Here is a 22,579-nt window from a genome sequence, read left to right on the forward strand (position 1 = left end):
ATCCCCGATAGCAACCGGCGCAAGCGTCCGGCAGCGATTATTCGTAGCGGATCGCGGCAATCTCCAGGCGCAGGTCGCCGGCCGGGCGGCGCCAGACCACCTCGTCGCCGACCTGGGCACCCAGCACCGCCTTTGCCAGCGGCGAAAACCAGCTGACGCTGCCGTGTTCCGCGTCGGCCTCATCCTCGCCGACGATGCGGTAGCTGGCGCGCACATCGTTCTCGTCGATCACCTCGACCGTGGCGCCGAAGGCGACGCGGCCGCGCGGCTGCGTGGCCGGGTCGATCACGACGGCGGCGGCGATACGCGCTTCCAGCCAGCGCATCTCGCGCGCGAGGTTCTGCGCGGCCAGCTGGTCCTGCAGCGAGGCGTCGCTGCTGCTGTGCATGCGCAACTGCGCCAGCCGCTGCTGCTGGCGCTGCAGGCCCTGGGGCGTGGTGCGATTCGGATGTTCGCTGAGCGGAATTTCCGGCAGCGGCTCGATCTGGTCGGATTCTTTGGTAAAGGCGCGGCTCATGCGGTGGAGCATGGCGCCGGGGGCAGGGAAATCAAGCCGACGTGCGTTTGTGCAATTTTCACTATGGGAAAACCACGCAGAAGCGATGAGCCCGCTGGCGGTCGATGCCCGGTCCGGCGTCGCGATATCGCAGGCGCCCCGGCGCGGACCGTCCAAAATGCTAAGGTGGCGAAGCCATCCATTCCATCTAGGAAGTCGTCATGAGTAGTCATCTGCCCGCCCTGGTCGTCGTGCTTACCGTGTTGTTGCTGGTGCTGGCGACCTGGATGGTCGGCCGGGCGCGCGGGCGCTACGGCATCAAGGCGCCGGCGACCAGCGGCAACGAGAATTTCGAGCGTGTCTTCCGCATGCAGATGAATACCGTGGAAAGCACGGTCGCATTTCTGCCCTGCCTGTGGCTGGCGACGCAGTACTGGTCGCCGTTGTTTGCCGGTATCGGCGGGCTGGTGTGGGTAGCTGGGCGGGTGTGGTACGCGTTTGCGTATGCGCAGGCGGCCAACAAGCGCGGCATGGGGTTCATGATTGCGTCGGCGGCGGCCGGGGTTTTGTTGGTGGGGGGCGGGGTTGGGGTTATTCGCGCGTTGGTGGGGATTTGATGGGTTTCTGCTTTGCTTGAGCGGTGATTTGTTTGTGTGTTCGCTCGTAGCGCGCCGTGAGATGACGATACGGCTTTCGCTCCCTCTCCCCCGACAGCTGTCGGGGGAGAGGGTTGGGGTGAGGGGGCGGCGCTGTGTTGTGCTTCGCCATCGGGTTTTTGGGGAATGAGTCCGCCGTTGGCGGATGTTGCTTGTGCGCCTGGCGGCGCGTTTCGCGCGCCGTGGGCGCGCGACCAAGGAGGGGATGCTTGTCCATCCCCTCCTTGGATTCTCCTAGGACACCCCGGATGCCGCGGTTGCAGGCCATCCATGGCCTGCAACTGCGTGAGTCCGCTACGGCGGTCGACGCACGGGACATCCTGTCCCCTGCGCCGACTCGCGGCCATCCCTGGCCGCGACCCTTCGGGCTTTTCCCTGCGCGGCCTCACCGCGGCATACGGGGCCCCGAAACAAGCGCGCGCTTCCTGCGCGCAGAAGCAACAGCAACAGCAACAGCAACAGCAACAGCAACGGCCAAGGCCACAGCCACAGCAAAATCCCAGACAACGGCAGCAGCAAACCATCGCATTCCGCGCACTCGCGCACCAATCCGCCAACTGTCCCCAAGGATTCACGACGCTTAAACCTGCCTGCAACACGTGGCTTCGACCATGCGCAGCGTCGCGCCATGTCGCGCGCTTTTCGTGTGTTCGGGAGCAGTGTCATGGCAGGGACCAACCGGCGCGAGTTTCTGCGCCTGGCCGCGCAGTCGGCCGGTGCGGCGGCGATCATGGCGGCGTTGCCGCCGGCAATTCGCGAGGCGCTGGCGACGCCGGCGGCGCGGGTGACGGGCACCATCAACGATGTGGAACACGTCGTGGTGCTGATGCAGGAAAACCGCTCGTTCGACCACTATTTCGGTACCTTGCGCGGTGTGCGCGGTTTCGACGATCCGCGCGTGATCCGGATTCCCGGTGGCGCCGATGTCTGGCAGCAGCCGCGCAATGGCAGTGGCACGACGCCGCCGTTCCGGCTGGATACGACGCTGAGCGGCGCCCAGTGCATGGACGATATCGACCATAGCTGGAAGGGTACGCACACGCGCTGGAAGGCGTTCGACCGCTGGGTGCGCGAGAAGGGCAATATGTGCATGGGCCACTTCGCCCGCGCCGATCTGCCGTTCTATCACGCGCTGGCGGATGCGTTCACGGTCTGCGATGCGTGGTTCTGTTCCATCCACGGGCCGACCAATCCGAACCGCATGCATCTGTTCACCGGCACCAGCGGGCTGGCGGTGAACCGCCCGGGCAATCATGCGGTGAACAATGTGGACGATGGCAACTGGACGGCCGACATGAGCCGCGACAATGCCGCATTCGCCGCCTACGACTGGATGACGTATGCGGAACGCCTGCAGAACGCCGGCGTCAGCTGGAAGGTCTATCAGGAATACGACAACTACGGCGACAACTCGCTGGCGTATTTCCGCAATTTCCGCGGCATTGCCACCAGTTCCCCGCTGTATGCGCGGGGCCGCGCCTATGCGCCGGGCTCGAACGCAAGCAATGCCTATACCACGCTGGGTCTGCCGCTGATCGAGCAATTCCGCAACGATGTGCAGAACGGTACTTTGCCGCAGGTGTCCTGGCTGGTCGCGCCGTTTTCCATGTGCGAGCACCCGGAAGCCGCGCCGGCCTACGGCGAACGCCTCACGGCGCAATTACTCGCGGCGCTGGCGGCCAATCCGGCGGTCTGGTCCAAGACGGTGTTCATCATCACCTACGACGAGAATGGCGGCTATTTCGACCATATTCCCTCGCACGTGCCGGCGCTGACGGCCGCCCAGGGCCTGAGCACGGTGGCGACGGGCAGCGAAGATCATGCCGGCGTGCCGGTAGGCCTGGGCATACGCGTGCCGACCCTGATCGTGTCGCCCTGGAGTCGCGGCGGCTGGGTCAATTCGCAGGTGTTCGACCACACCTCGGTGATCCGCTTCCTCGAAGCGCGCTTCGGCGTGAGCGAGCCGAATATCGGCGCCTGGCGCCGTGCCATGACCGGTGACCTGACCAGTGCATTCGATTTTTCCATCAGCGATGTGCAATGGCCGCCGCTGCCGGATACCAGCCACAGCATCGCCAATGCCGATCTGAGCTGCCAGCTTGCACCGGCGAATGCGCCGGCCGCGGGCGTGCTGCCGGCGCAGGAAGCCGGCCAGCGTCCGGCGCGCGCGCTGCCGTACGAGCTCAACGTCAACGGCCGCGTCGAGGCGTCCAGCGGCCGCTACTGGCTGGATTTCTACAACGACGGTGCCGCCGGCGCTGGTTTCAATGTGTATTCGTACAATCGTAGCGACGGTCCCTGGTATTACTCGCTCGAAGGCGGCACCACGCTGTCGGACTATTGGAGCGCCCAGGCCGTCAGCAGCGGCATCTACGATCTGGAAGTGCACGGGCCGAACGGTTTCCTGCGCGGCTTCGGCGGCGACGTGGCGCTGGCGATCGGCGGCGCGAATCCGGAACTCACCCTGCTTTACGACAGTGCCAATCACGCGCTGATGCTGCGCCTGCGCAATACCGGCACGGCAGCCTGTCGCGTCAGTCTGGCGCCGAACCGCTACAGCAGTGCCGCCGTGCAGCAGTTCGAACTGGCTGCCGGCGCCACGCTGGATACGCCCTGGCAGCTCAATGCCACCTCGCGCTGGTACGACCTGAGCCTGCGCAGCGACCACGATGCGCGCTGGCTGCGCCGTTTCGCCGGACATCTGGAAAACGGCCTGCCCGGCGTCAGCGATCCGGCCTTCGGCAGCCGCGGCGACAAGCTGTTCGGCGATGCTTTCGAGGCCGCAGCGCAAGCCGCCTGAGAGGTTGCCGGCGGGCGTCGACGCATCGTTGGCTAGCGGGGCGCGGTGTGCGGGGGCAGTGCCACTGCCGCTGCGGGCACGCAGCGCTGCGCAACGGACGGCGGTGCATCGCGGCAGAACCTGGCGCGTCGGCCCGCGCCGCGGCGTTGCAGCGCCTCAGCGCAGGAAATAGCACTCCATCGTGCGGCGGTAGTCGGTGGCCTGGCTGCGCGCGTCGAGGTTCTCGGCCATGCAGCCGGCCAGCTTGGCGCTGTTGGGCGAGATGGGGCCTAGCTGCTTGGCCAGCTGGTTGATGATGTCGTAGGCCAGCATCTGCTGGTCGACGCAGTCGTACAGCGAGCCCCGGGTGTCCTGGCGGAAGCAGTACATGGACAGGCGGTCGCGCACGTCGCGCCGCTGCTTGTAGACCGCCTGGCGCAGGCGCTGCTGGCGGATGTAGTCGGATTCGGGCAGCGGCGCGGCGCTGATGCAGGCCTGCGCAGTCCAGTTGCCCTGGGCATCGCGGCACTTGTAGGTGGCGCCGGGCAGCGACACGTTCAGTGCCAAGGCGATGGCGAATAGTGTTTGCATCACGCTTCCCCCCGGCAGCCGAGTTGCCCGACGACGGTAACGCGTTTCGACCCTGCGTCAAGCCGGCGCCTGCGTACAGCGTGGCGGCAGTCACGAAACCGTGCAGAAGCGGGCCGCTGCGTCGTCACTGCCTTACTCCGATCGCTGTCGATAGAAGAAATCTGCTTGCACAAGACGTGCCGGATCAGTCCGCTTGGCGCGCACGCTGGCGCTGCAGCCACCACAGCAGACTCAAGGGAACCAGCCAGGCCAGGAACCAGGGCCAGCGCGGCCCGGGCTGTTGCGGTGGGGTGTGGGCGTGGTCGCCGCGGCCGGCCAGGGCCTGCGTCGCCGCCTGGCGCTGGGCGCGATACAGGCTGGGCAGGCTGGCGGGATCGTGTACCAGTACGCGGCGCTGCTGGTCACCGGCCTGCAGCAACTGCCAGCCGCTGCGGCGTGGCCAGTAGCCGGCACACCAGCGCGCCTCGTCGCTGCGCTGGGCGATCAGCGCGACGTTGCCGCCATCGTCTTCGCGCACGCTCAGGGCCGCGTCGCCGGCGCAGACCATGCTGCGTTCGCCACGCCAGAGCCAGTCGGCACTGGCGATCGCGCGCGGCTGGCGTGGCCGGGTCAGCGCGTCGAGCGCGGCCGACCAGAGCGCATCGTGCAGCGCCGACTGGCCGCTGGTGACCAGGCTTTGCGTGCCCAGCAGCCACCAGGCACCGACACGGCCCAGGCCGCGATTGGCGTAGACGCCCAGCACCTTGCCGTCGGCGGCGCGCGCCAGCGGTGCCAGTGCCGCAGCGTCGGCCTGCAGCGGCAGCCGCTGCAGGCCGTTGTCGACGCTGGCCGACTGGCCGGCAATCTGTAGCTTTGTATCCATCTCCACTGATTTCAGGCCAAGGCCCAGCGCTTGCCAGTCGGCAAGTACTGCCGCGCTGGGCGTGCCGCCGAGGCGCAGCAGCAGGCCCAGGCCGTTGTCGACCGCGGCGAGCAGGCGGCTGCGCGCAGTTTTGTCCAATTGCGCCCAGGCGCGTTCGTCGATGACGACGATGTCGGCTTCGGTCAGGCTGGCGTCGTCCAGTTCGCCGTCGCCGCGCTGCTGCGCAATGCCGCGGCTGAGACTGATGCGCGAACGCACTTCGTGGCCGGCGTCCAGCGCCCAGCGCTGCAGATACTTGAGATCGGGGTCGGGGCCGCCGGAGAGCAGCAGCAGGCGCAGGCGGTTGCCGTTTTCGATCTGCAGCGGCAGGGTCAGGCTTTGCTCGGCCTTGCCGTCGGCACCGAGCAGTTCCAGCGTATACGGCAAGGTAGCCGCCTGCCGCGCGACGGCGCTGAAGCGGAATTCGCCCTGGGCGTCGGCTTGCGCGCGCTGCGCCTGGGTGCTGCCCGGTTCGCGCAGGGCCAGCAGGCCGCCGGCGCCCTGCTGTACGCGGCCTCGCAGCTCGAAGCCGTGGCCGCGGCGGATCTGCGGCGGAATCTGCAGCTCGACGATGCCGCGCGGCAGCGCCGCCGGCTCGAACTGCAGCGGCAGGCCGCGGGCTGCATCGCGGTCGGCGGCGCCCAGGCCGTCGCCGAACACCTGCAGCGAGGTGCTGCGGGGGCGGCGGCGCAGGGCCGTGGCGAGGTCGGGCATGCGGGCAACGCTCGCGTCGGCCGCGCTGCCCGGCAGGGCGACGCGGTTCGGTTGTCCGGCCGACGCCGCCAGCTGTTCGGCGGTCGCGCCCGCCGTCAGCACGACCAGTGGCAGTCCTGCGGCATTCTGCAGGGGTGGAAAAAGCACAAAGTAAAGCAATGCCGTGGCGGCGACGCTGGCGGCCAGGCCGGCATAGCGCCGCAGGCCGCGCAGACGCCAGCATTCGGCCAGGCCGAGCAGTCCACCCAGCAGCAACAGCGCGACAATCAGCAGGTGCTGGTTCATGGCTGCGCTCCGCCGGCCTGCAGCGCCTGCAGATAGGCGCGGCCGCGGCTATCGGGCTGTTCGCGTCCGCCGGAGGCCGCGCTGGCGCGGGGCAGCAAGGGCCACAGGCGCGCGCGCAGGTCGTCGCGGCAGTGCGTGCAGGCCTCGTCGCGGCGCCAGCTGTCGGCGGCGGCGGCGAGGTCCAGCGCCTGCTCCGAGGCCAGGCCGCTTTGTGCCAGCCAGCGGTCGAAGCGGCTCCAGTCGGGCTGCTCGCTGCCTTGCAGCGATTGCCACAGCGTGGCCAGTTCCGCATCGCCGGCGCTGGCCGGCACGGCGGCGCTGCTGCTGTTGCGCAGGCCGGCACGTTCGCCGCTGAGGCGGCGCGATTCGTCCACCGGCGGCAATTCCAGCCCGACCCGGGCCAGGTAGATGCGGGTGGACTGCTGCACCAGCTTGATCTGTTCCAGCGCCTTGTACTCGTAGGGCAAAGCCTGCTGCGGCCGGCCGCTGCGCAGATGCAGCTCGGCCTGCCACATCTGTTCCAGCGCTGCCTTGAGAATGCGCTTGGTTGCCGGATCGAGCAGTGTTGCTGCCTCGGTGTGATCGTGGGTATGGCCGAACTCGGCCAGCACGTTGCCGGCGTCGCCGAAGCGTCCGGGCGGCTTGGCCGTGGCGTGGTCGTGTTCGTCGGGCAGTTCCGGCTTGGGCGACGATTTCTTGCCGTCCTTGCCGTCCTTGCCGTCCTTGCCGTCCTTGCCGTCTTCGTTGGCGTGTTCGTCTTCGCCAGCGTGTTCGTGTTCCGCGGCGGCGGCGGGCGGCCTGCCGCCGCTTTCGAATTCCTCGCCGAGGAACTGGCCGTAGCGCAGGCGCAGGATTTTCTGCTCCACGCCCAGCGCGTCGGAACGGTCGACGAACTGGTCTTCGCTCAAGGCCGGCTTTTTCGCGATGAGTGCTTCGGTGTCGATGATGAGCTGGCGCTGGCTGCGGAAATACGCCGGCAGCGTGGTGCGCACCAGGCCGTCCATGCCGACGCTGTCGTCGCCCAGCGGCGGCGGCAGGCGCAGGATGTAGCTGGCGCTGCGGCTGTGCTGTGGCTGCGGTTCGCGCCGGTCGCTCACGTCTAGCCGCACGATCACTTCGTCGCCGGGTGCCAGCGCCAAGGCGGCCAGGTCGATGCGGTGACGGTAGCGCCGCTCGCGCGCATCGCCTTCGCCGCGCAGGCGCACGCTGTCGCGCTTGACCGCGATATTTTCGCCGCTGCCCTGGGCGCGCACGATTTCCAGACTGGCCTCGCCCAGGCCGTAGTCGTCGCTGGCGCGGATGTCGAAATCCCAGCTGTCCTGCGTGCTTTCGCGCAGGCTCAGGGTCTTGTCGGGCAGTTCCACGCGGATCGACGGCGGCTGGTCGGCAATCGTGTCCAGGCGATGGCGCAGGTCGGTGGCCAGTGGCATGGCCGCTTCTATCTCGATACGGTACAAGACTGCATTGTCCAGTTTGTATTCTGCGCTCCAGTCCTCGCCGCTGCGCGCCAGTGCCAGCTCGCGTCCGTCGTGGAAGCGCAGGCGCACGGCCTGCGGCTGCGGCGCCAGGGTGAGGTGCCAGCGCAGCAGCGAGCCTTCGGGCACGCGGGCGTCCAGCGTCTGCTGCTGGCTGGCGGCCAGGCCGGTATAGCGCGGCGGCGCGATGTCCAGGCGCTGCGCCACGATCTGCACCGGGCCTGCCGCGGGCGGCGCACTGTCGGTGCTCGCCAGCGGCGGGCGCACCGGCGCCGATTGCCACAGGCTCAGCAGCACCAGCACCAGCGCGACGGCGGCGCTGCCGGCCAGCGCGGCACGCGGCCAGGCCGGGCGCAGGTCGGGCGCGGACTGGTGCAGGCGCGTCTGCAGGCGCTGCTGCTGCAGCTGGGCCAGCGGCTGCAGCGTCTGTACATCGGCCAGCAGCAATTCGGCGCTGTCGTCAAAGCGCGCGTCGGCGCGGTTCAGCGCGCGCGCATACCAGCGCGCGTCGATGCGTACCTGCTCGCGCCGCCACCACAGCAGCAGTGCCAGCACGGTGGAGACCAGCACCAGGGCCAGGGCCGGCACGCCCGAGCGGTGCCAGGCCAGCCAGGCCAGCGCCAGCAGCGGCGGCAGCGCGACGGCCAGTGCAATCGCCAGGCGGCGCCGGCGTATCGGTTGCAGTCCGCTCAGCAGCAGGCGGTTCATGCGCGGCGCCTAGCGTAGAAGAACGACAGGGCGCGTTCGGCCAGGGCCAGCAGCGCAATCAGCAGGGCCAGGGACAGGCCGAGGTCGTGCAGGCCGGCGTCGCCGCGCGGTGCGCCGGTCACGGGCTGCACGGCGGCGGCGCTGGCCTGGTCCAGGCGCAGCGGATTTTGCCGCAAGGACAACAAAAGCCATTCGGGAAATTGTGCATCCAGCAGCGCCGGCAGCAGCGCCGGCTGCGGTGCCGCGGCGAAGGCGAGCAGGCGGCCCTGGCCGAGTGTGCGCACTTTCAGCAGCGCATTGCCGTTGCCGTCGCGTACCAGCGTGGCGAAATCCGCCGTCGCCGCCTGCGCCAGCAAGGCCGTGCCGCCGGCTTCCACCCAGTGCTGCAGCGGCGGCGGCAGGTCGCCGCCCAGCCAGAACACATACGCCGTCGCCGCATCGATCGCCGCGGCGGCATCCTCGCGTTCCAGCCGGTAGCGCGCCTCGCCATCTTCGTTCCAGGCGCTGACGGCGGCCTGCAGATAGACCTCGCCGGGGGCATCGCCGCTACGGCGCAGGGAAATTTTCTGCACCGGCGTCTGCCGCGGTGCGGCGGGGCCGGCGGGAGCCAGGTCGACGCTGAGCCAGTCCACGGCGCGGCTCAGCGCGATGGCGCCACCGTCGAGTCCGCGCACCACGCTGGGCACGATCACGTGCAGGCGCGTAGCCGGATCCAGTTCGCTGTCGAGTTCTCGCAGCAGGCTGGCCACGTCACGGGCATCGGCGGGCCCGGGCTGCACCGTGTCCAGCGCGGGAAAGCCCGGCTGCAGCCAGTGCCATTGCGCAGCACCGGCGCTGAGGCGCGCCCGGGCTGCGGCCGCGTCAACGCCGGGTACGACGACCACCCAGTCGCGCGCACCGTGGCCCGCGCCCGGGCCGAACGGCCGCGCCAGCAGCAGCGCCACGGCCGCCAGCAGCAGCAGGCGCAGCAGCAGCAGCGGCCACTGTTCGAGGCGCAGGCGCCGGCGCGGCTGCGCCGGCGCGGCAATCCAGCGCAGTGCCGCAAACAGAATGGCGCGCTGCTGCTGGCGCCGGTTCAGATGCAGCAGCAGCGGAATCGCCAGCGCTGCCAAGGCGGCCAAGCCCAGCGGCAGCAGCAGGGTCAGGCTCATGTGCCCTCGCTTTCGCCGCGCTCGGTGACCGCGTGCGTGCCGAACAGCAGGCGCAGCACCTTGTCGGCCGGCTCGTCGAGGTAGTGCACGGCGTGGCGTATGCCGCTGGCCGCCAGTCGCGTATGCAGGGCCTGCTGCGCCTGGGCAAACTGCTGCAGGTAGTTGCTGCGTGCGGCGGCCGCGTCGGCGACGACTTCGGCGCCGCTTTCCGGATCGACGAAACGATGGCTGCCACGGAACGGAAAATCGCGTTCCTCGGCCGTCAGCACCTGCAGCACGATCACCTCGCGCCGTGCCGCGGCCAGGCGTTCGGCCAGCAGCGGCAAGGTTTCGTCGAAGGCATCGCCGATCAGCAGCACCAGCGAGGACGGCGCTATACGTTCCCACAAAGGCAGAAGTTGCTTTTCCGGCGGGGCGCCGCCGAACGCGCGGAAGCGCAGCAGTTCCTGCAGGCAGCGGTCGCGCTGGCGCGGGCCGCTGCCGGCGTTGACGAAGGCGAGCGGCTGGCTGGACAGCGCGGCCAGGCCGAAGCGGTCGCCCTGGCGCAGCGCCAGTTCCATTGCGCAGGCAGCCAGCGTGCGCGCCGCATCGAGGCGTTCGTGGCCGGGGCGCGCTTCATCGCCCTGGCCCATGGAGGCGCTGGTATCGAGCAGCAGCCACAGCTCCAGCGGTGAGTCGCGTTCGGATTCACGCACGAAATAGCGGTCGGAACGCGCGTACAGCTTCCAGTCGACGCGGCGCGGCTCGTCGCCGGGCGCATAGGCGCGGTACTGGGCGAATTCCAGGCCGACGCCGCGGCTGCGGCTGCTGTGCTGGCCCAGGCCATGCGCGCCCGCGGCCTGGCGCGGCACCAGGCGCAGGTCGCGCAGGCGTGCGCGCAGGGCCGGATCGATCAGTTCAGGCGTCATGGGCAGGCAGCACCAGGCAAGCGACGGGTTCCGCGCCTGTTTTGTGCACGTTGCTTCAACGCGGGAATTCCACGCCGGCCAGCACGGCGGCGACCACATCGTCGGCGCTGCGGCGTTCGGCCTCGGCGACGAAGGACAGCAGCAGGCGATGGCGCATCACCGGTGCAGCCAGCGCGCGCACGTCATCGCGCGTGGCGGCCAGGCGGCCGTGCAGCAGCGCGCGCGCCTTGCACGCCAGCACCAGCGACTGGCCGGCGCGCGGGCCCGCACCCCAGCGCACCCATTCGCGGACTTGTTCAATCGGCGAGGTTTGCGGCCTTGTGGCGCGGACCAGCCGGGTGATCCAGGTCAGCACGTCGTCGCCGACGCTGACCTGGCGCACCAGCTGCTGCAGGGCGATCAGTTCGTCGCCGCCCATCACCGCCTGGATCGCGGCGCCGGCCTTGCCGGTGGTCTGCTGCAGGATGGTGCGTTCCTCGCTTTCGTCCGGATAGTCGACGCGGATATGCAGCAGGAAGCGATCCAGCTGCGCTTCGGGCAGCGGATAGGTGCCGGCCTGTTCCAGCGGATTCTGCGTGGCCAGCACGAAGAACGGCTGCGGCAGTTCGTGGGTGACGCCGGCATAGGAGACGGTGCGTTCCTGCATCGCTTCCAGCAGCGCGGCCTGGGTCTTGGGCGGCGTGCGGTTCAGCTCATCGGCCAGCAGCAGGTGGGTGAACACCGGGCCGCGCTGGAACTTGAAATGGCGCCGGCCGGTGCCGTGGTCTTCTTCCAGGATCTCAGTGCCGAGAATGTCGCTGGGCATCAGGTCCGGCGTGAACTGGATGCGGTGGAAATCCAGCGCAAGCGCCTGGCCCAGGCTGCGCACGAGCAGGGTCTTGCCCAGTCCGGGCACGCCTTCGAGCAGGCAATGGCCGCCGGCGAGCAGGCCGGTCAGCAGCTGCTCGACCACGTCGTGCTGGCCGACGATGGCCGTGGCGATGGCTTCGCGCAAGGCGGCGAGGCGGGTGAGCTGGGCTTGCAGCGTGTCTTCGGTCATGGCGCTCATGCGGTTTCCGTGCGGCGGCTTGCTGGGGTTTGCTGGGCTTCACACCATCCCCGCCCCAGCCCTCCGGCCCGTTGGGCGTTCAAGGCAGTCAGAACCTTCGGTTCCCGACGACTGCCTCTCACACCTTGAAGGGGAGGGAGTGGACCTTGGCTTCGAACAACAGCCTGGCGTCGAACCTGGGATCGGCCGGATTCAAAGCCCTCCTCTTCAAGGGGGTGAAGGACGATGGTGTAGAGCCGAAGGCTCTCATCGTCCTGAACGCCCAATGGGCCGGAGGGTTGGGTGGGGATGGTGTGGGGCTGCGATGAACTGTGATTTCTCGGCCGGATAAATGAATGTGACTAACGTAATGCGCGCCGCAGAATTCACTGCCGAGGCCGCGGAAATTCACGCCGTCAGCGCATAAACGACAATATTCACCGCGAACTTGGTGTTGTCTTCGGCCAGCCAGCGCTTGTTGCGCCAGTCGTAGTCCCATTCGCAGCCGTAGTCCTTGTTGCTGTAGAGCAGGCCCAGGCGGCCGTCGATCTCGATGCCGCGCAGGTAGTCGTGGACCAGGTCGTCGCCCCAGCCATTGAGTTCGAAGCCGGTGGCCGGCGGGTCGTCGAAATGAAAGAAGCTGTGGTAGATCGGATGTTTCTTCGGCAGCTTCTTCAGGGCATCGGCACCGAAGATCGCCGCCATCTGCGCTTCGAAGGATTTGGCGAACAGGCCGTCGATGTCGTGATTGCAGTCGTCGACGAAGACGAAGCCGCCGTTGCGCACGTAGCGTTCGAAATTGCGTTTCTCTTCCGGATTGAATTCCACCAGCTTGTGCCCGGCCAGATAGCAGAAGCTGGCATTGAGCATGCGCGGATCGGCCAGCGGCAGCACCTGTTCCTGCGGGTCAACGCGCAGGGTGGTGTACTGGATCAATGCGTCGATCACGTTCGACGGCATGCGCTGGTCCACGTCCCAGTCGCCCGATTCGTACATCAGGCGGGTGAAGCGGAAATCGTAGGTCTTGGCCTCGGCACCCAGCAGCCGCGGCGCAACGGCGGCACCGGCGCCGGCGGCGAACATCAGGCGGAGGAATTCGGCGCGGGTCATGAGGGGTCGCTAGTGCGCAAATGCAGCGAAAGCAGCGAAGGCGCAATTTTTCCTGGCTCCCTCTCGCCCGGGTTTGCTTGGGGGAGAGAGTAAGGGTGAGGGGGCGGAATGGCTGCCAGCATCGGTGACGGGTTGTCGTGGATTGTCTGGGTGATAGCGCAACGCGAAAATCCAGACGGCGAGTAGAAGTGGAGCACCGCCCCCTCACCCCAACCCTCTCCTCCAAGCGAGCTGGGAGGAGAGGGGGCTAAGGCAGGGCCGCGAAAGCGCAAATTTGCCAGCCCTCACCCCCAAGCGAGCTTGGGGGTGAGGAAGCCAGGATCAAACCGCGTCCGACAACGACGTAAAGGTGAAATCGCGGATCTTCATCGGCGGAATCATCATCACGAACGGCGATTCGTCATCGCCCACGCGAACCGGCTTGCCCAGTTCTTCGATGTTGTTGAGCATGATCACCGGCGATTCGTTGAAGCGGAAATTCTTGATCGGGTACTTGATCTCGCCGTCTTCGATATAGAAGGTGCCGTCGCGGGTCAAGCCGGTCAGCAGCACGGTCTGCGGATCGACCATGCGGATATACCAGGTGCGCGTGACGAGGATGCCCTTCTTGGTGCTCTTGACCAGGTCCATGGTCGACTTGTCGCCGCCGATCATGATCAGGTTGCCGGGCTGCGCCGAGGCGGTCTTCTTTTTCTGCTCGGCCCAGTAGCGCGAATACTGCAGGTACTCGACCTTGCCCTTGCTGATGATGTCCAGCTTGCCGCGCGGCAGCCCGTCGTTCTGCGAATCCCAGGGGAATACCGCGGAATCCTTGTCCCACGGATCGGCGTAGATGGTCACGCGCTCGTCGAACAGCTTTTCGCCGAGCTTGTTGCCGCCGCCTTTCTTGGACAGGAAGCTGCGGCCTTCGTCGGCCTGGCGCGCGTCGAAGCCGAACATCATGAAGGAGATCAGGCCCGCACTGGCGGCCGGTTCCAGGATCACGGTGTACTTGCCCGGTTCCAGCGCCTTGGCATCGGCCGAACGCTTGGCCTTGTCGATCGCCACGGCGATTTCGGTCTTGGCGTCGAACGCGTCCACGTCGCGCAGGTTGCGCGCGACCCAGCCCGAACCGCGGCCATCTTCGGTGCGCACGGTGCAGGTGAAATCGATGCTGGCCGATTTCTGGTAGGCGAAGTTGCCCTTGCTGTTGGCCATGGCAAAGAAGCCCTGGGCATCGGTCAGGAAGCCCGCGGCGACCAGCTTGTCCTTCTTGCACGGCTCGATGCTCGCCGCCGCGGTGTTGGCGCGGTATTCCGGCGTGATCGCGGCGGTCTTGGCGTTATAGGTTTCGCTGGGCTTGTAGGTCTGCTTGTCGATGGCCGGCATGAACTCCGGATTTTCCGGCGCCAGCTTGGCCAGCTCTTCGGCGCGCTGCACCACTTTCGCCAGCGAAGCGTCGTCGAATTCGTTGATGGTGGCGGTGCCTACGCGCTTGCCGTAGGCGACCTGCACAGCCAGCTGCAGGTCTTCGACGATACCGCTGGTGGACACGCTGTTGAGCGCATAGCGGATATTGCCGGTGATGCTGCCGGTCAGCTGCGCGCTGCACTCGTCGGCCTTGGACAGTTTGATGACCTTGTCCAGGATGGCCTTGGCTTCCTGCTCGGTAAGAATACCCATGATCAGTTCTCCTGCGCCGCTCAGCCGAGGCTGCGTGCCGTGTTGATGACGTTGATGCCGTTGAAGCGCGCGGTGGACGAGCCGTGCGAGACCGCCGAGACCTGGCCCGGCTGGCCCTTGCCGTCGAAGAACGAACCACCCATGCGGTAGTCGCTCTTGTCGCAGACCGCCACGCAGGCGTTCCAGAATTCCGGCGTGCGGATCTGGTAGGCCACGTCCTCGATCATGTCGGTGACCTTGCCGTTCTTGATTTCATAGAACAGCTGGCCGCCGAACTGGGCGTTGTAGCGCTGCTGGTCGATGGAGAAGGAACCGTCGCCGATGATGTAGATGCCGTTCTCGATGTCCTTGATCATCTCGGCCGGGCTGAGCTTGGCTTCGCCCGGTTCCAGCGACACGTTCGCCATGCGCTGGAACTGCACGCTGGACCAGGAATCTGCATAGCAGCAGCCCTGCGATTCGGTCAGGCCGAGGATGTGGGCCTGGTCGCGGATGACCTGGTAGTTGACCAGCTTGCCCTTGGAGATGAGATCCCAGCGCTGCGTCTTGACGCCTTCGTCGTCGTAGCCGACCGCGCCCAGCGAGGTGGGCTGGGTCTTGTCGGCGACGATGGTGACCTTGTCGCTGCCGTACTGGAATTTCTCTTTCCACTTGTCCAGGGTTGCAAAACTGGTGCCGGCGTAATTGGCTTCGTAGCCGAGCACGCGGTCGAGTTCCAGCGGATGGCCGACCGATTCGTGGATGGTCAGCCACAGGTGCGAGGGGTCGAGCATCAGGTCGTACTTGCCCGGCTTGACCGAACGCGCCTTCAGCTTGGCCTGGGCCTGCTTGGCTGCGGCCACGGCGTCCTCGACCATGTCGTAGGAATTGCCGTAGACCACCGCGCCGCCGGGCAGGGTGACCTTGTCGGCCGGCTTGGGCGTCATGTACTCGTAGCCCATGCCGCGCGGATCGGACAGGCCCTGGCGGACGCGGAACTTGCCGCTGGCCTTGTCCACGGCGGTGACGGTCATCGGTGCCCAGATGCGGTGCACGTCCTGGTCGATGTAAGAGCCGTCGGTGGAGGCGAAGTACTTCTGTTCGTTGACCAGGAACAGGATGGAGTTGATGAAGCTGGCGCCGGCCTTCATCGCCGCCGCGTTGACGCTGAGCAGCAGGTCGACCTTTTCCTTCAGCGGCACTTCCATCGCGTTCTTCTGGATCGGCGTGGCCCAGCTGACCTCGCCCACGCCCTTGACCGGGGCGAGCTCGACCGGCTTGGCCGACAGGCGCGAATTGGCCTTGGCGATGGCGACGGCCTGCTTGGCGGCGCGGCTGATGCTGGCCGGGCTCATGTCGCTGGTGGCGGAAAAGCCCCAGGTGCCGTTGGCGATGACGCGGATGCCGACACCGGACGATTCGGTATTGACGACGTTCTCGACCTTGTCCTCGCGCGTGACGACGAACTGGCGCAGGTAGCGGCCGATGCGCACGTCGCAATACGTCGCGCCGTCGGCCTTGGCGGCTTCCAGCGCCGTATCGGCGAGACGCTTCTTCGTGGCCACGTCGACCTTGCTGATCAGTTCTTCCGCGGCGATGGCGCGGCCATACACCGGCAGCAGCAAGGTGCCGAGCCCGGCACCAGCAAACTGCAGAAAATCGCGTCTGTCCATACTCACTCTCCCAATGGGCGCTACTTGGATGGGCGGCGGCGCGCGTACGAGCAACGGCGCGCAGTCGCCGGGGGCGTCCGATCTTGGGACAGGGCCAGGGGCGGCGTCACGTGACGAAGGGCATGGGGTACTGCTCTTTCGCCGCTCTGCCGTGCCGTGGCGGGGTGTTCGCCATGGGCGGGCGCGACGCGGCTACGGCTGTGGGGCAGGCGGTTGCGTTTGGCGGGAAATTGCCCGAAAGCGCGGATTTCCGCGCAGCGGCGGGCCTGGCGCCGGTGCGCGGCTCCGTCTGCGGCGGGAGATGCGAAGCGGTACGGTGCCTAGGCGATGGCTGCCGGGGCGCTGGCGTATTGCTGCAGGCTGCCGCCAATCCAGCTTTGCCGAATTTGCCAATTCGCATCCATGCAGACCAGGTCGGCGGCGTAACCGGCGGCAATGCGGCCATGGCGATGGCCCAGGCCGAGGAATTCGGCCGGGTAGCGCGAGGCCATGCGCACCGCTTCGGCCAGGTCCAGCCCGACCAGCTCCACCGTATTGCGCACGGCCGTGACCATGTCCAGCGCCGAACCGGCCAGGGCGCCGGCCTCGTTCACTGCCTTGCCGTCGCGTACCAGTACGCGCTGGCCGGCCAGGCGGTATTCGTCGCAGTCGCCGCCGACCGAAGGCATGGCATCGGTGACGAGGAACATCTTGCCCGCCGGCTTGGCGCGGATTGCCGTGCGCAGGCTGGCCGGATGGACGTGATGGCCATCGACGATCAGGCCGCACCAGCTGTCGCGGTGATCCAGCGCCGCGCCGACCGCACCGGGTTCGCGCCCGGTCAGCGGCGTCATCGCATTGAACAGATGGGTCACGCCGTGCACGCCGAGGGCAAAGGCCTGCATCAGGCGGTCGTAGTCGGCGGCGGTATGGCCGGCGGCGAGAATCAGGCCGCGGGCCAGCAGGGCGCCGATCACCGCGTCGCTGACCTGCTCTGGTGCCAGGGTCAGCACGGTGCGGCCATGGCGCAGGCCGGCGGCCAGTTCCACAGCGGCGGCGTCGGGGCGATGGAACCAGGCCGCGTCGTGCGCGCCCTTGCGCTGCGGCGCCAGGTACGGGCCTTCCAGATGGATGCCGAGCACGCCGGGTACGTCGGCGGCAATGGCCGTGTCGGTGGCGGCGATGGCGGCGGCCATGGTGGCGCGGCTGTCGCTGATCAGGGTGGGCAGGAAGCCGGTAGTGCCATAGCGCCGGTGCGCCGCGCCGATGCGCGCAATCGTCTCGGCCGTGGGCGCATCGTTGAACAGCACATCGCCGCCGCCGTTGACCTGTACGTCGATGAAGCCGGGCAACAGATAGTGCCCGCCCAGGCTCAGCGGCGTGGCGGCGGCCACGCGCGCATCGCTGCGCGGCAGCACCGCGGCGATGCTGTCGCCGTCCAGCAGCACGGCCACGTCGTCATGCAGGCCGTCGTCGAGCAGTACCCGGGCATCGATCAGCGCAGTGGCCATCAGACGGTTTCCGTAACCTTGTTCAGATGCGGCGGCAGGTCCGGATTGTGCCCACGGTGCAGGGCCAGCGCATTGCAGGCGCGGTAGAAGCTCTGCACCTGCAGCAGCGGCGCGCAGACCGGGTGAATAGCGGCGCCCAGTTTCAACGTACTGCCGGGTGGATCGCCCGGCGCGGCAACGAATACCTGGGCGCCGCGGGCGCGGAACTCCGCCGCGGCTTCCAGCGTGCCCTGCTGGGTGCCGTCGTCCTGGGCGAATACCAGCAGCGGAAAGCCGCTGCCGATCAGCGCCATGGGGCCGTGTTTCACCTCGGCCGCACTGAACGCTTCGGCATGCAGGCCGCTGGTCTCCTTGAACTTCAGCGCGGCTTCCTGCGCCGCACCCAGGCCCAGGCCGCGGCCGAGCACGAACAGGTTGCGCGCGTCCTGCAGGCCGTCGACCAGGGCTGACCAGTCTTGCGTCCAGCTGCGCTGCATCGCCTCGGGCAGTGCGCCCAGGGCGGCATCCAGTTCGGTCTTGCCGCCCCAGGCGGCGGCGAGCTGGATCAGCGCGGACAATGTGCACAGATAGCTTTTGGTGGCCGCGACGCTGCGCTCGGGGCCGGCACGCAGCGGAATCACGTCGTGCGCCACCGCGGCCAGCGGCGAATCTTCCACATTCACCAGGGCCAGCACGCGCGCGCCGGCCGCCCGCGCGGCCTCGGCATTGCGCACCAGGTCGGGGCTTTTGCCCGACTGCGAGATGGCAACGAACAGGGCCGACTCCAGCTGCAGCGGCGCCGCATAGACCGAACTGACCGACGGCGAGGCCGATGCCGTGCTCAGGCCGAGCTGGGTTTCGAACAGGTATTTGGCAAACGTGGCGGCATGGTCGGAACTGCCGCGGGCGCAGGTGACGATAAAGCGCGGCGGCTGTGCGCGCAGCTGCCGGGCGAGGCTGCCGATCAGCGCCGCATTCGCCTCGCGCTGGGCGGCAATAAGCGCAGCGGCGCTGTGCGCTTCGCGGAACATCAGGGTGGAATCGGCAGCGGGCAGGGCGGTCATGACAATCCTCAGGGCGTATCGCCGGTCAGTTCGGCAACGAAGTCGTACATGTCGCCGCGGTACCAGGAACAGGTGAACTCGATCACGCGGCCGTCGTCGAGAAAGCTGCGCCGCTCGATCAGCAGGCCGGCGGCGCCGACCGCGACATCGAGCTGGCGTGCCTGGTCCGCATCGAAATTCACCGCGCGCAGGCGCTGCAGCGCGCGCTGCGGGCGCAGGCCCAGGCCGTCCAGCACTTCGTACAGCGAGTTGGTCACGCGCTCGGGATCGGGCAGCAGGTTCAGTGGCACCGCCGTGCGCTCGATCGCCAGCGGCTGGTCGCCCGCATAGCGCAGGCGGTACAGCCGCGCCACGCGCGCGCCGGGCGACAGAGACAAGGCCATGGCTTCCTGCGGCGTCACCTCGCCGCTGCCGCGGCTGATGAACACCGAGCGCGGGTTGAGGCCGCGCGCGCGCAGGTCGTCGCTGAAACTGGTCAGGCGCGAAAACGACTTGACGATGCGCCCGGCGACGAAGGTGCCGGCGCCATGGCGCTGGATCAGCACATCGTCGGCGACCAGTCCGGCAATCGCCTTGCGCACCGTGACGCGGGACAGCGCGAGCTGGCTGCTGAGGTCGCGTTCGCTGGGCAGGGCCGAGCCGGGCGGCAGGTCGCCGGAGGCAATGGCGCGTTCGATCAGGCTGCGCACGCGCATCCAGGCGAGGTCCCTGCTCGGGGACTTTTCGCGGGCGAGTTGGCGCCAGATTTTCAGGAGGGGGGTGGGCATCGGTTTTACGATACCAGTTTGGTACCAGTTGGGTAAGGGGGTATTGGATTGGTTTGCTGCGCGGCGGGGGGCTTTGCTTTAGCTCCCTCTCCTCCAGGCTTGCTTGGGGGAGAGGGTTGGGGTGAGGGGCGGGGTTGGACTTTGCTTCGCCGCCTGGGGTTTTAGCGAAGGGGTCCGGCCTTGGCGGACGTGGCGGTTTGTGCGTCTGCGGTGGGCGGCCGGAAGCCAAAGCCAAGGGCGGTTTCGCCCGCCTGCGGCGCGCGACCTTCTTTCTCTTTGCTTGCCCAAAGAGAAAGAAGGCAAAGAGAAAGGGCACCCCAAAGGCCGCGGTTTCGGGCCATCCCTGGCCCGAAACTCCGTGAGGCCGCTACGGCGGTCGGCGCACGGGACATCCTGTCCCCTGCGCCGACTCGCGGCCATCCCTGGCCGCGACCCTTCGGGCTTTTCCCTCCGCGACCTCACCGCGACCTATGGGGCCCCGGAAGAGGCGCGCTTCCTGCGCGCAGAAGCAACGGCAACGGCAACAGCCACAGCAAAATCACCAGCCACAGCAAAATCACCAGCACCAGCACCAGCACCAGCACCAACAACCGCAACCGCAACCGCAACCGCAACCGCAACGGCAACGGCAACGGCAACGGCAACGGCAACGGCAACGGCCAGAGCAAAAATCCCAGCATCAGCATCAGCACCGGCAACGCTTCCTGGTGGAAGCCAGCCGCCACAGGCACCGAACAGCGCTTTCTCCAGCGGAGCGCCGGCCTGCCGCAGGGCTCGCCTCCGGGGCCGCCTCGCCACAAATCTTTCCCGCCGCCGTCACGCCATGCTTTTGCTGCGCTGCGCAGAATCGGGGTTTGCTGCCACTGATCTACCCACTGTGGTATTTCAGTGGTATTGTCTTTGGCGACCGAGCCTAGGAGTGCCCTGTGACTGCCCCTGCAAGCCACGTCGATCCGTTCGATCTCGTCATTTTCGGTGGCACCGGCGATCTGGCCGTGCGCAAGTTGCTGCCGGCGCTGTTTCACCGTTACGCGGACGGGCAGATCCTGCCGGGTAGCCGCCTGATCGGGGTGGCGCGTGATCCGCTGTCGGAAGGCGATTACCGCGAGCGGGTGCGCGAGGCGGTGCTCAAGGCGGTGGGCGAGAAGGAAGCCGCGCCGAGTCTGGCGGGGTTTCTCGAACTGGTGTCGTATCACGCACTGGATGCGCGCAAGGACCCTGGCTGGAGTGAGTTCGCCGCGGCGATGCAGCCGTCGCCGGAGCGGGTCTGTGTGTTCTATCTGGCCACCAGTCCGGAAATCTTCGTCGCCATCTGCGAGCGCCTGCGCGAGCACGAGCTCAACCACGGCAAGGTGCGCGTGGTGGTGGAAAAGCCCATCGGCCGCGATCTGCAATCGGCCGCGGCCATCAACGATGCGGTCGGGCGCTGTTTCGCCGAGCAGCAGACGTTCCGCATCGATCATTACCTGGGCAAGGAAACCGTACAGAACCTCGTCGCCCTGCGGTTCGGCAATGCGCTGTTCGAGCCTTTGTGGAATGCGGGACATATCGACCATGTGCAGATCACCGTGGCCGAGACCATCGGCGTGGAGTGGCGCGCGGCGTTCTACGACGGCGCCGGTGCGCTGCGCGACATGGTGCAGAACCATCTGCTGCAGCTGCTCTGCCTGGTCGCGATGGAACCGCCGGCATCGCTGGCGCCGGATGCGATCCGCGACGAGAAGCTGAAGGTGCTGCGCGCGCTCAAGCCCATCGACGAATCCAATGCGGCGCAGTGTTCGGTGCGCGGCCAGTACCGCGCCGGTGCGTCCAACGGCGGTGCGGTGCCGGGCTATCTGGAAGAAATCGAGCGGCCGCAGTCGCGCACGGAAACCTTCGTCGCGCTGAAGGCCGAGCTGCGCAACTGGCGCTGGGCCGGCGTGCCGTTCTACCTGCGCACGGGCAAGCGCCTGCCGGAACGCGTGTCGGAAATCGTCATCGCGTTTCGCGCCATTCCCCATTCGATCTTCGGCGAGCAGGCTGGGCCGATCTCGGCCAACAAGCTGGTGCTGCGCCTGCAGCCGGACGAAGGGGTAAAACTCTGGCTGATGAACAAGTATCCCGGCCCGGGCGGCTTGCGCCTGCGCCGCGTGGCGCTGGACATGAGCTTTGCCGAGGCCTTCGGCGTGCGCAATCCGGATGCCTACGAGCGCCTGCTGATGGACGTGGTGCGCGGCAATCCCACCCTGTTCATGCGCCGCGACGAAGTGGAAGCGGCCTGGGCCTGGGCCGACCCGATTCTGAAAGCCTGGGAAGCGAGCCACGAAGCGCCCAAGGCGTATACCGCCGGCACCTGGGGACCCAGCGCTGCCGTGGCCCTGATCGAACGCGATGGAAGAACCTGGCATGAAGATGCACCTTGATTCCGCGCGCGACGTGCGCCCGCGCCGCCGCGATCTGCACGCCAACCTGATCGAGCACGCCTACGCCGACGGCATCGCGCTCGCGCGGGCGCTGGCCAGCGCGGTCGCCTGCGACCTGCGCGACGCCATCCTCACGCGCGGCATCGGCCTGCTGGCGCTGTCGGGCGGCACCACGCCGCAGCGCTTCCTGATCGAACTGGGCCGGCAGCGGCTGGACTGGGGCCGCGTCGTGGTCACCCTGGCCGACGAGCGCTGGGTGAAGCCCGACGATGCGCGTTCCAATGCGCGCCTGCTGCGCGAAACCCTGTTCGCCGGCGCCGCCGCCGCGGCGCGCTTCGAGCCGCTGTTCGAGCCGGCCTATCACCCGGATGCGGCCTTGCCGCGCATCGCCCGGCGCATCGATGCGCTGCCGCTGCCGTTCGATGCGGTGGTGCTGGGCATGGGCGGCGACGGTCATACCGCCTCGCTGTTTCCGGGCGGCGACACGCTGGCGCAAGCGCTGGATCCGCACGGGCGCCAGCGCGTGGTGCTGCTGCATGCGCCCGCCGCGCCCGAGCCGCGCATCACCCTGACCCTGCCGACCCTGCTTGCAACCACGGCGCTGTACCTGCATATCGAAGGCGATGCCAAGCGCGCCGTGCTGGCCAAGGCACTGGACGCGTATACGCGCAACGAAGACATGCCGATACGCGCTATCGTCAACTGTGCTGGCGAGCCGCTGCGCATGTACTGGTGTGCGTGAGGGCGGCCATGCGCCGGCCT

19 protein-coding genes are annotated in these 22,579 nt (G+C 67.8%); 5 read left to right on the top strand and 14 right to left on the bottom strand.

The window, feature by feature from the left end; all coding sequences use genetic code 11:
• Positions 1 to 37: 37 nt before the first annotated feature.
• Positions 38 to 517 (bottom strand): GreA/GreB family elongation factor, encoded by a 480-nt coding sequence (locus tag DFR29_RS14945; protein WP_133819419.1) that lies wholly within the window; start codon positions 515 to 517, stop codon positions 38 to 40.
• A gap of 200 nt (positions 518 to 717) precedes the next feature.
• Here DFR29_RS14945 and DFR29_RS14950 point away from each other — a divergent pair, with 200 nt between their 5' ends.
• Positions 718 to 1,113: an MAPEG family protein gene (locus DFR29_RS14950; RefSeq protein WP_133819420.1), complete on the top strand. Its 396-nt coding sequence runs from the start codon at positions 718 to 720 to the stop codon at positions 1,111 to 1,113.
• Positions 1,114 to 1,816: 703 nt separating this feature from the next.
• The gene (locus DFR29_RS14960; RefSeq protein WP_133819422.1) at positions 1,817 to 3,952 is read left to right on the top strand and encodes a phosphocholine-specific phospholipase C; all 2,136 of its coding nucleotides are present in this window, start codon (positions 1,817 to 1,819) and stop codon (positions 3,950 to 3,952) included.
• Positions 3,953 to 4,108: 156 nt separating this feature from the next.
• Here the strand turns inward: DFR29_RS14960 and DFR29_RS14965 are convergent, their stop codons facing one another.
• The 6 genes from DFR29_RS14965 to DFR29_RS14990 form a co-directional block, all read right to left on the bottom strand.
• Positions 4,109 to 4,522 carry a hypothetical protein gene (locus DFR29_RS14965; RefSeq protein ID WP_133819423.1) on the bottom strand — a complete coding sequence of 138 codons (414 nt, stop codon included), beginning with the start codon at positions 4,520 to 4,522 and terminating at the stop codon, positions 4,109 to 4,111.
• Positions 4,523 to 4,706: 184 nt separating this feature from the next.
• Positions 4,707 to 6,422, bottom strand: a complete 1,716-nt coding sequence (locus tag DFR29_RS14970; protein WP_133819424.1) for a hypothetical protein — start codon at positions 6,420 to 6,422, stop codon at positions 4,707 to 4,709.
• Positions 6,419 to 8,605 carry a hypothetical protein gene (locus DFR29_RS14975; RefSeq protein WP_133819425.1) on the bottom strand — a complete coding sequence of 729 codons (2,187 nt, stop codon included), beginning with the start codon at positions 8,603 to 8,605 and terminating at the stop codon, positions 6,419 to 6,421. Before DFR29_RS14975 ends, DFR29_RS14970 begins: the two co-directional genes overlap by 4 nt.
• Positions 8,602 to 9,756, bottom strand: a complete 1,155-nt coding sequence (locus tag DFR29_RS14980; RefSeq protein ID WP_133819426.1) for a BatA domain-containing protein — start codon at positions 9,754 to 9,756, stop codon at positions 8,602 to 8,604. Before DFR29_RS14980 ends, DFR29_RS14975 begins: the two co-directional genes overlap by 4 nt.
• Complete coding sequence (locus DFR29_RS14985; RefSeq protein WP_133819427.1) at positions 9,753 to 10,664, bottom strand: DUF58 domain-containing protein; 912 nt, start codon at positions 10,662 to 10,664, stop codon at positions 9,753 to 9,755. The genes DFR29_RS14980 and DFR29_RS14985 overlap by 4 nt, the downstream gene beginning before the upstream one ends.
• Positions 10,665 to 10,719: 55 nt before the next feature.
• The gene (locus DFR29_RS14990) at positions 10,720 to 11,712 is read right to left on the bottom strand and encodes an AAA family ATPase (RefSeq protein WP_133819428.1); all 993 of its coding nucleotides are present in this window, start codon (positions 11,710 to 11,712) and stop codon (positions 10,720 to 10,722) included.
• 146 nt (positions 11,713 to 11,858) lie between these two features.
• Here DFR29_RS14990 and DFR29_RS29210 point away from each other — a divergent pair, with 146 nt between their 5' ends.
• Positions 11,859 to 12,020, top strand: coding sequence for a hypothetical protein (locus tag DFR29_RS29210; RefSeq protein ID WP_166654107.1), 162 nt, complete (start codon positions 11,859 to 11,861; stop codon positions 12,018 to 12,020).
• A gap of 79 nt (positions 12,021 to 12,099) precedes the next feature.
• On the opposite strand, the gene DFR29_RS14995 is transcribed toward DFR29_RS29210, so the two are convergent.
• From DFR29_RS14995 to DFR29_RS15025, 7 genes are all read right to left on the bottom strand, one after another.
• Positions 12,100 to 12,801 carry a DUF4159 domain-containing protein gene (locus tag DFR29_RS14995; protein WP_133819429.1) on the bottom strand — a complete coding sequence of 234 codons (702 nt, stop codon included), beginning with the start codon at positions 12,799 to 12,801 and terminating at the stop codon, positions 12,100 to 12,102.
• A gap of 321 nt (positions 12,802 to 13,122) precedes the next feature.
• Complete coding sequence (locus DFR29_RS15000; RefSeq protein ID WP_133819430.1) at positions 13,123 to 14,463, bottom strand: TldD/PmbA family protein; 1,341 nt, start codon at positions 14,461 to 14,463, stop codon at positions 13,123 to 13,125.
• A gap of 20 nt (positions 14,464 to 14,483) precedes the next feature.
• Complete coding sequence (locus DFR29_RS15005) at positions 14,484 to 16,115, bottom strand: TldD/PmbA family protein (protein WP_133819431.1); 1,632 nt, start codon at positions 16,113 to 16,115, stop codon at positions 14,484 to 14,486.
• Between the two features lie 320 nt (positions 16,116 to 16,435).
• The gene (gene nagA / locus DFR29_RS15010; RefSeq protein ID WP_133819432.1) at positions 16,436 to 17,605 is read right to left on the bottom strand and encodes an N-acetylglucosamine-6-phosphate deacetylase; all 1,170 of its coding nucleotides are present in this window, start codon (positions 17,603 to 17,605) and stop codon (positions 16,436 to 16,438) included.
• Entirely contained in the window at positions 17,605 to 18,648 is a 1,044-nt protein-coding gene (locus tag DFR29_RS15015) for an SIS domain-containing protein (protein ID WP_133819433.1), read from the bottom strand. The genes nagA and DFR29_RS15015 overlap by 1 nt, the downstream gene beginning before the upstream one ends.
• Positions 18,649 to 18,656: 8 nt before the next feature.
• On the bottom strand, positions 18,657 to 19,415 hold the full coding sequence (locus tag DFR29_RS15020) for a GntR family transcriptional regulator (protein ID WP_133819434.1): 759 nt from the start codon (positions 19,413 to 19,415) through the stop codon (positions 18,657 to 18,659).
• A 458-nt stretch (positions 19,416 to 19,873) separates the two neighbouring features.
• Positions 19,874 to 20,107 carry a hypothetical protein gene (locus tag DFR29_RS15025; protein ID WP_208113601.1) on the bottom strand — a complete coding sequence of 78 codons (234 nt, stop codon included), beginning with the start codon at positions 20,105 to 20,107 and terminating at the stop codon, positions 19,874 to 19,876.
• 234 nt (positions 20,108 to 20,341) lie between these two features.
• Between DFR29_RS15025 and zwf the strand changes: the two genes are divergently transcribed.
• Positions 20,342 to 21,817: a glucose-6-phosphate dehydrogenase gene (gene zwf, locus DFR29_RS15030; RefSeq protein ID WP_133819435.1), complete on the top strand. Its 1,476-nt coding sequence runs from the start codon at positions 20,342 to 20,344 to the stop codon at positions 21,815 to 21,817.
• On the top strand, positions 21,801 to 22,559 hold the full coding sequence (gene pgl, locus DFR29_RS15035) for a 6-phosphogluconolactonase (protein ID WP_243746063.1): 759 nt from the start codon (positions 21,801 to 21,803) through the stop codon (positions 22,557 to 22,559). The genes zwf and pgl overlap by 17 nt, the downstream gene beginning before the upstream one ends.
• The last annotated feature ends 20 nt before the right edge of the window (positions 22,560 to 22,579 follow it).

Source organism: Tahibacter aquaticus, assembly GCF_004363655.1.
GTDB classification, from domain to species: domain Bacteria; phylum Pseudomonadota; class Gammaproteobacteria; order Xanthomonadales; family Rhodanobacteraceae; genus Tahibacter; species Tahibacter aquaticus.

Coding starts and splice junctions, on each gene's coding strand:
- DFR29_RS14980 (WP_133819426.1), bottom strand. CDS start 9,756: ATGAGCCTGACCCTGCTGCTGCCGCTGGGCTTGGCCGCCTTGGCAGCG.
- DFR29_RS15020 (WP_133819434.1), bottom strand. CDS start 19,415: ATGCCCACCCCCCTCCTGAAAATCTGGCGCCAACTCGCCCGCGAAAAG.
- DFR29_RS14990 (WP_133819428.1), bottom strand. CDS start 11,712: ATGAGCGCCATGACCGAAGACACGCTGCAAGCCCAGCTCACCCGCCTC.
- DFR29_RS15015 (WP_133819433.1), bottom strand. CDS start 18,648: ATGACCGCCCTGCCCGCTGCCGATTCCACCCTGATGTTCCGCGAAGCG.
- nagA (WP_133819432.1), bottom strand. CDS start 17,605: ATGGCCACTGCGCTGATCGATGCCCGGGTACTGCTCGACGACGGCCTG.
- DFR29_RS15000 (WP_133819430.1), bottom strand. CDS start 14,463: ATGGGTATTCTTACCGAGCAGGAAGCCAAGGCCATCCTGGACAAGGTC.
- pgl (WP_243746063.1), top strand. CDS start 21,801: ATGAAGATGCACCTTGATTCCGCGCGCGACGTGCGCCCGCGCCGCCGC.
- DFR29_RS14985 (WP_133819427.1), bottom strand. CDS start 10,664: ATGACGCCTGAACTGATCGATCCGGCCCTGCGCGCACGCCTGCGCGAC.
- DFR29_RS14945 (WP_133819419.1), bottom strand. CDS start 517: ATGAGCCGCGCCTTTACCAAAGAATCCGACCAGATCGAGCCGCTGCCG.
- DFR29_RS15005 (WP_133819431.1), bottom strand. CDS start 16,115: ATGGACAGACGCGATTTTCTGCAGTTTGCTGGTGCCGGGCTCGGCACC.
- DFR29_RS14995 (WP_133819429.1), bottom strand. CDS start 12,801: ATGACCCGCGCCGAATTCCTCCGCCTGATGTTCGCCGCCGGCGCCGGT.
- DFR29_RS14965 (WP_133819423.1), bottom strand. CDS start 4,522: ATGCAAACACTATTCGCCATCGCCTTGGCACTGAACGTGTCGCTGCCC.
- DFR29_RS14975 (WP_133819425.1), bottom strand. CDS start 8,605: ATGAACCGCCTGCTGCTGAGCGGACTGCAACCGATACGCCGGCGCCGC.
- DFR29_RS14960 (WP_133819422.1), top strand. CDS start 1,817: ATGGCAGGGACCAACCGGCGCGAGTTTCTGCGCCTGGCCGCGCAGTCG.
- DFR29_RS14970 (WP_133819424.1), bottom strand. CDS start 6,422: ATGAACCAGCACCTGCTGATTGTCGCGCTGTTGCTGCTGGGTGGACTG.
- DFR29_RS14950 (WP_133819420.1), top strand. CDS start 718: ATGAGTAGTCATCTGCCCGCCCTGGTCGTCGTGCTTACCGTGTTGTTG.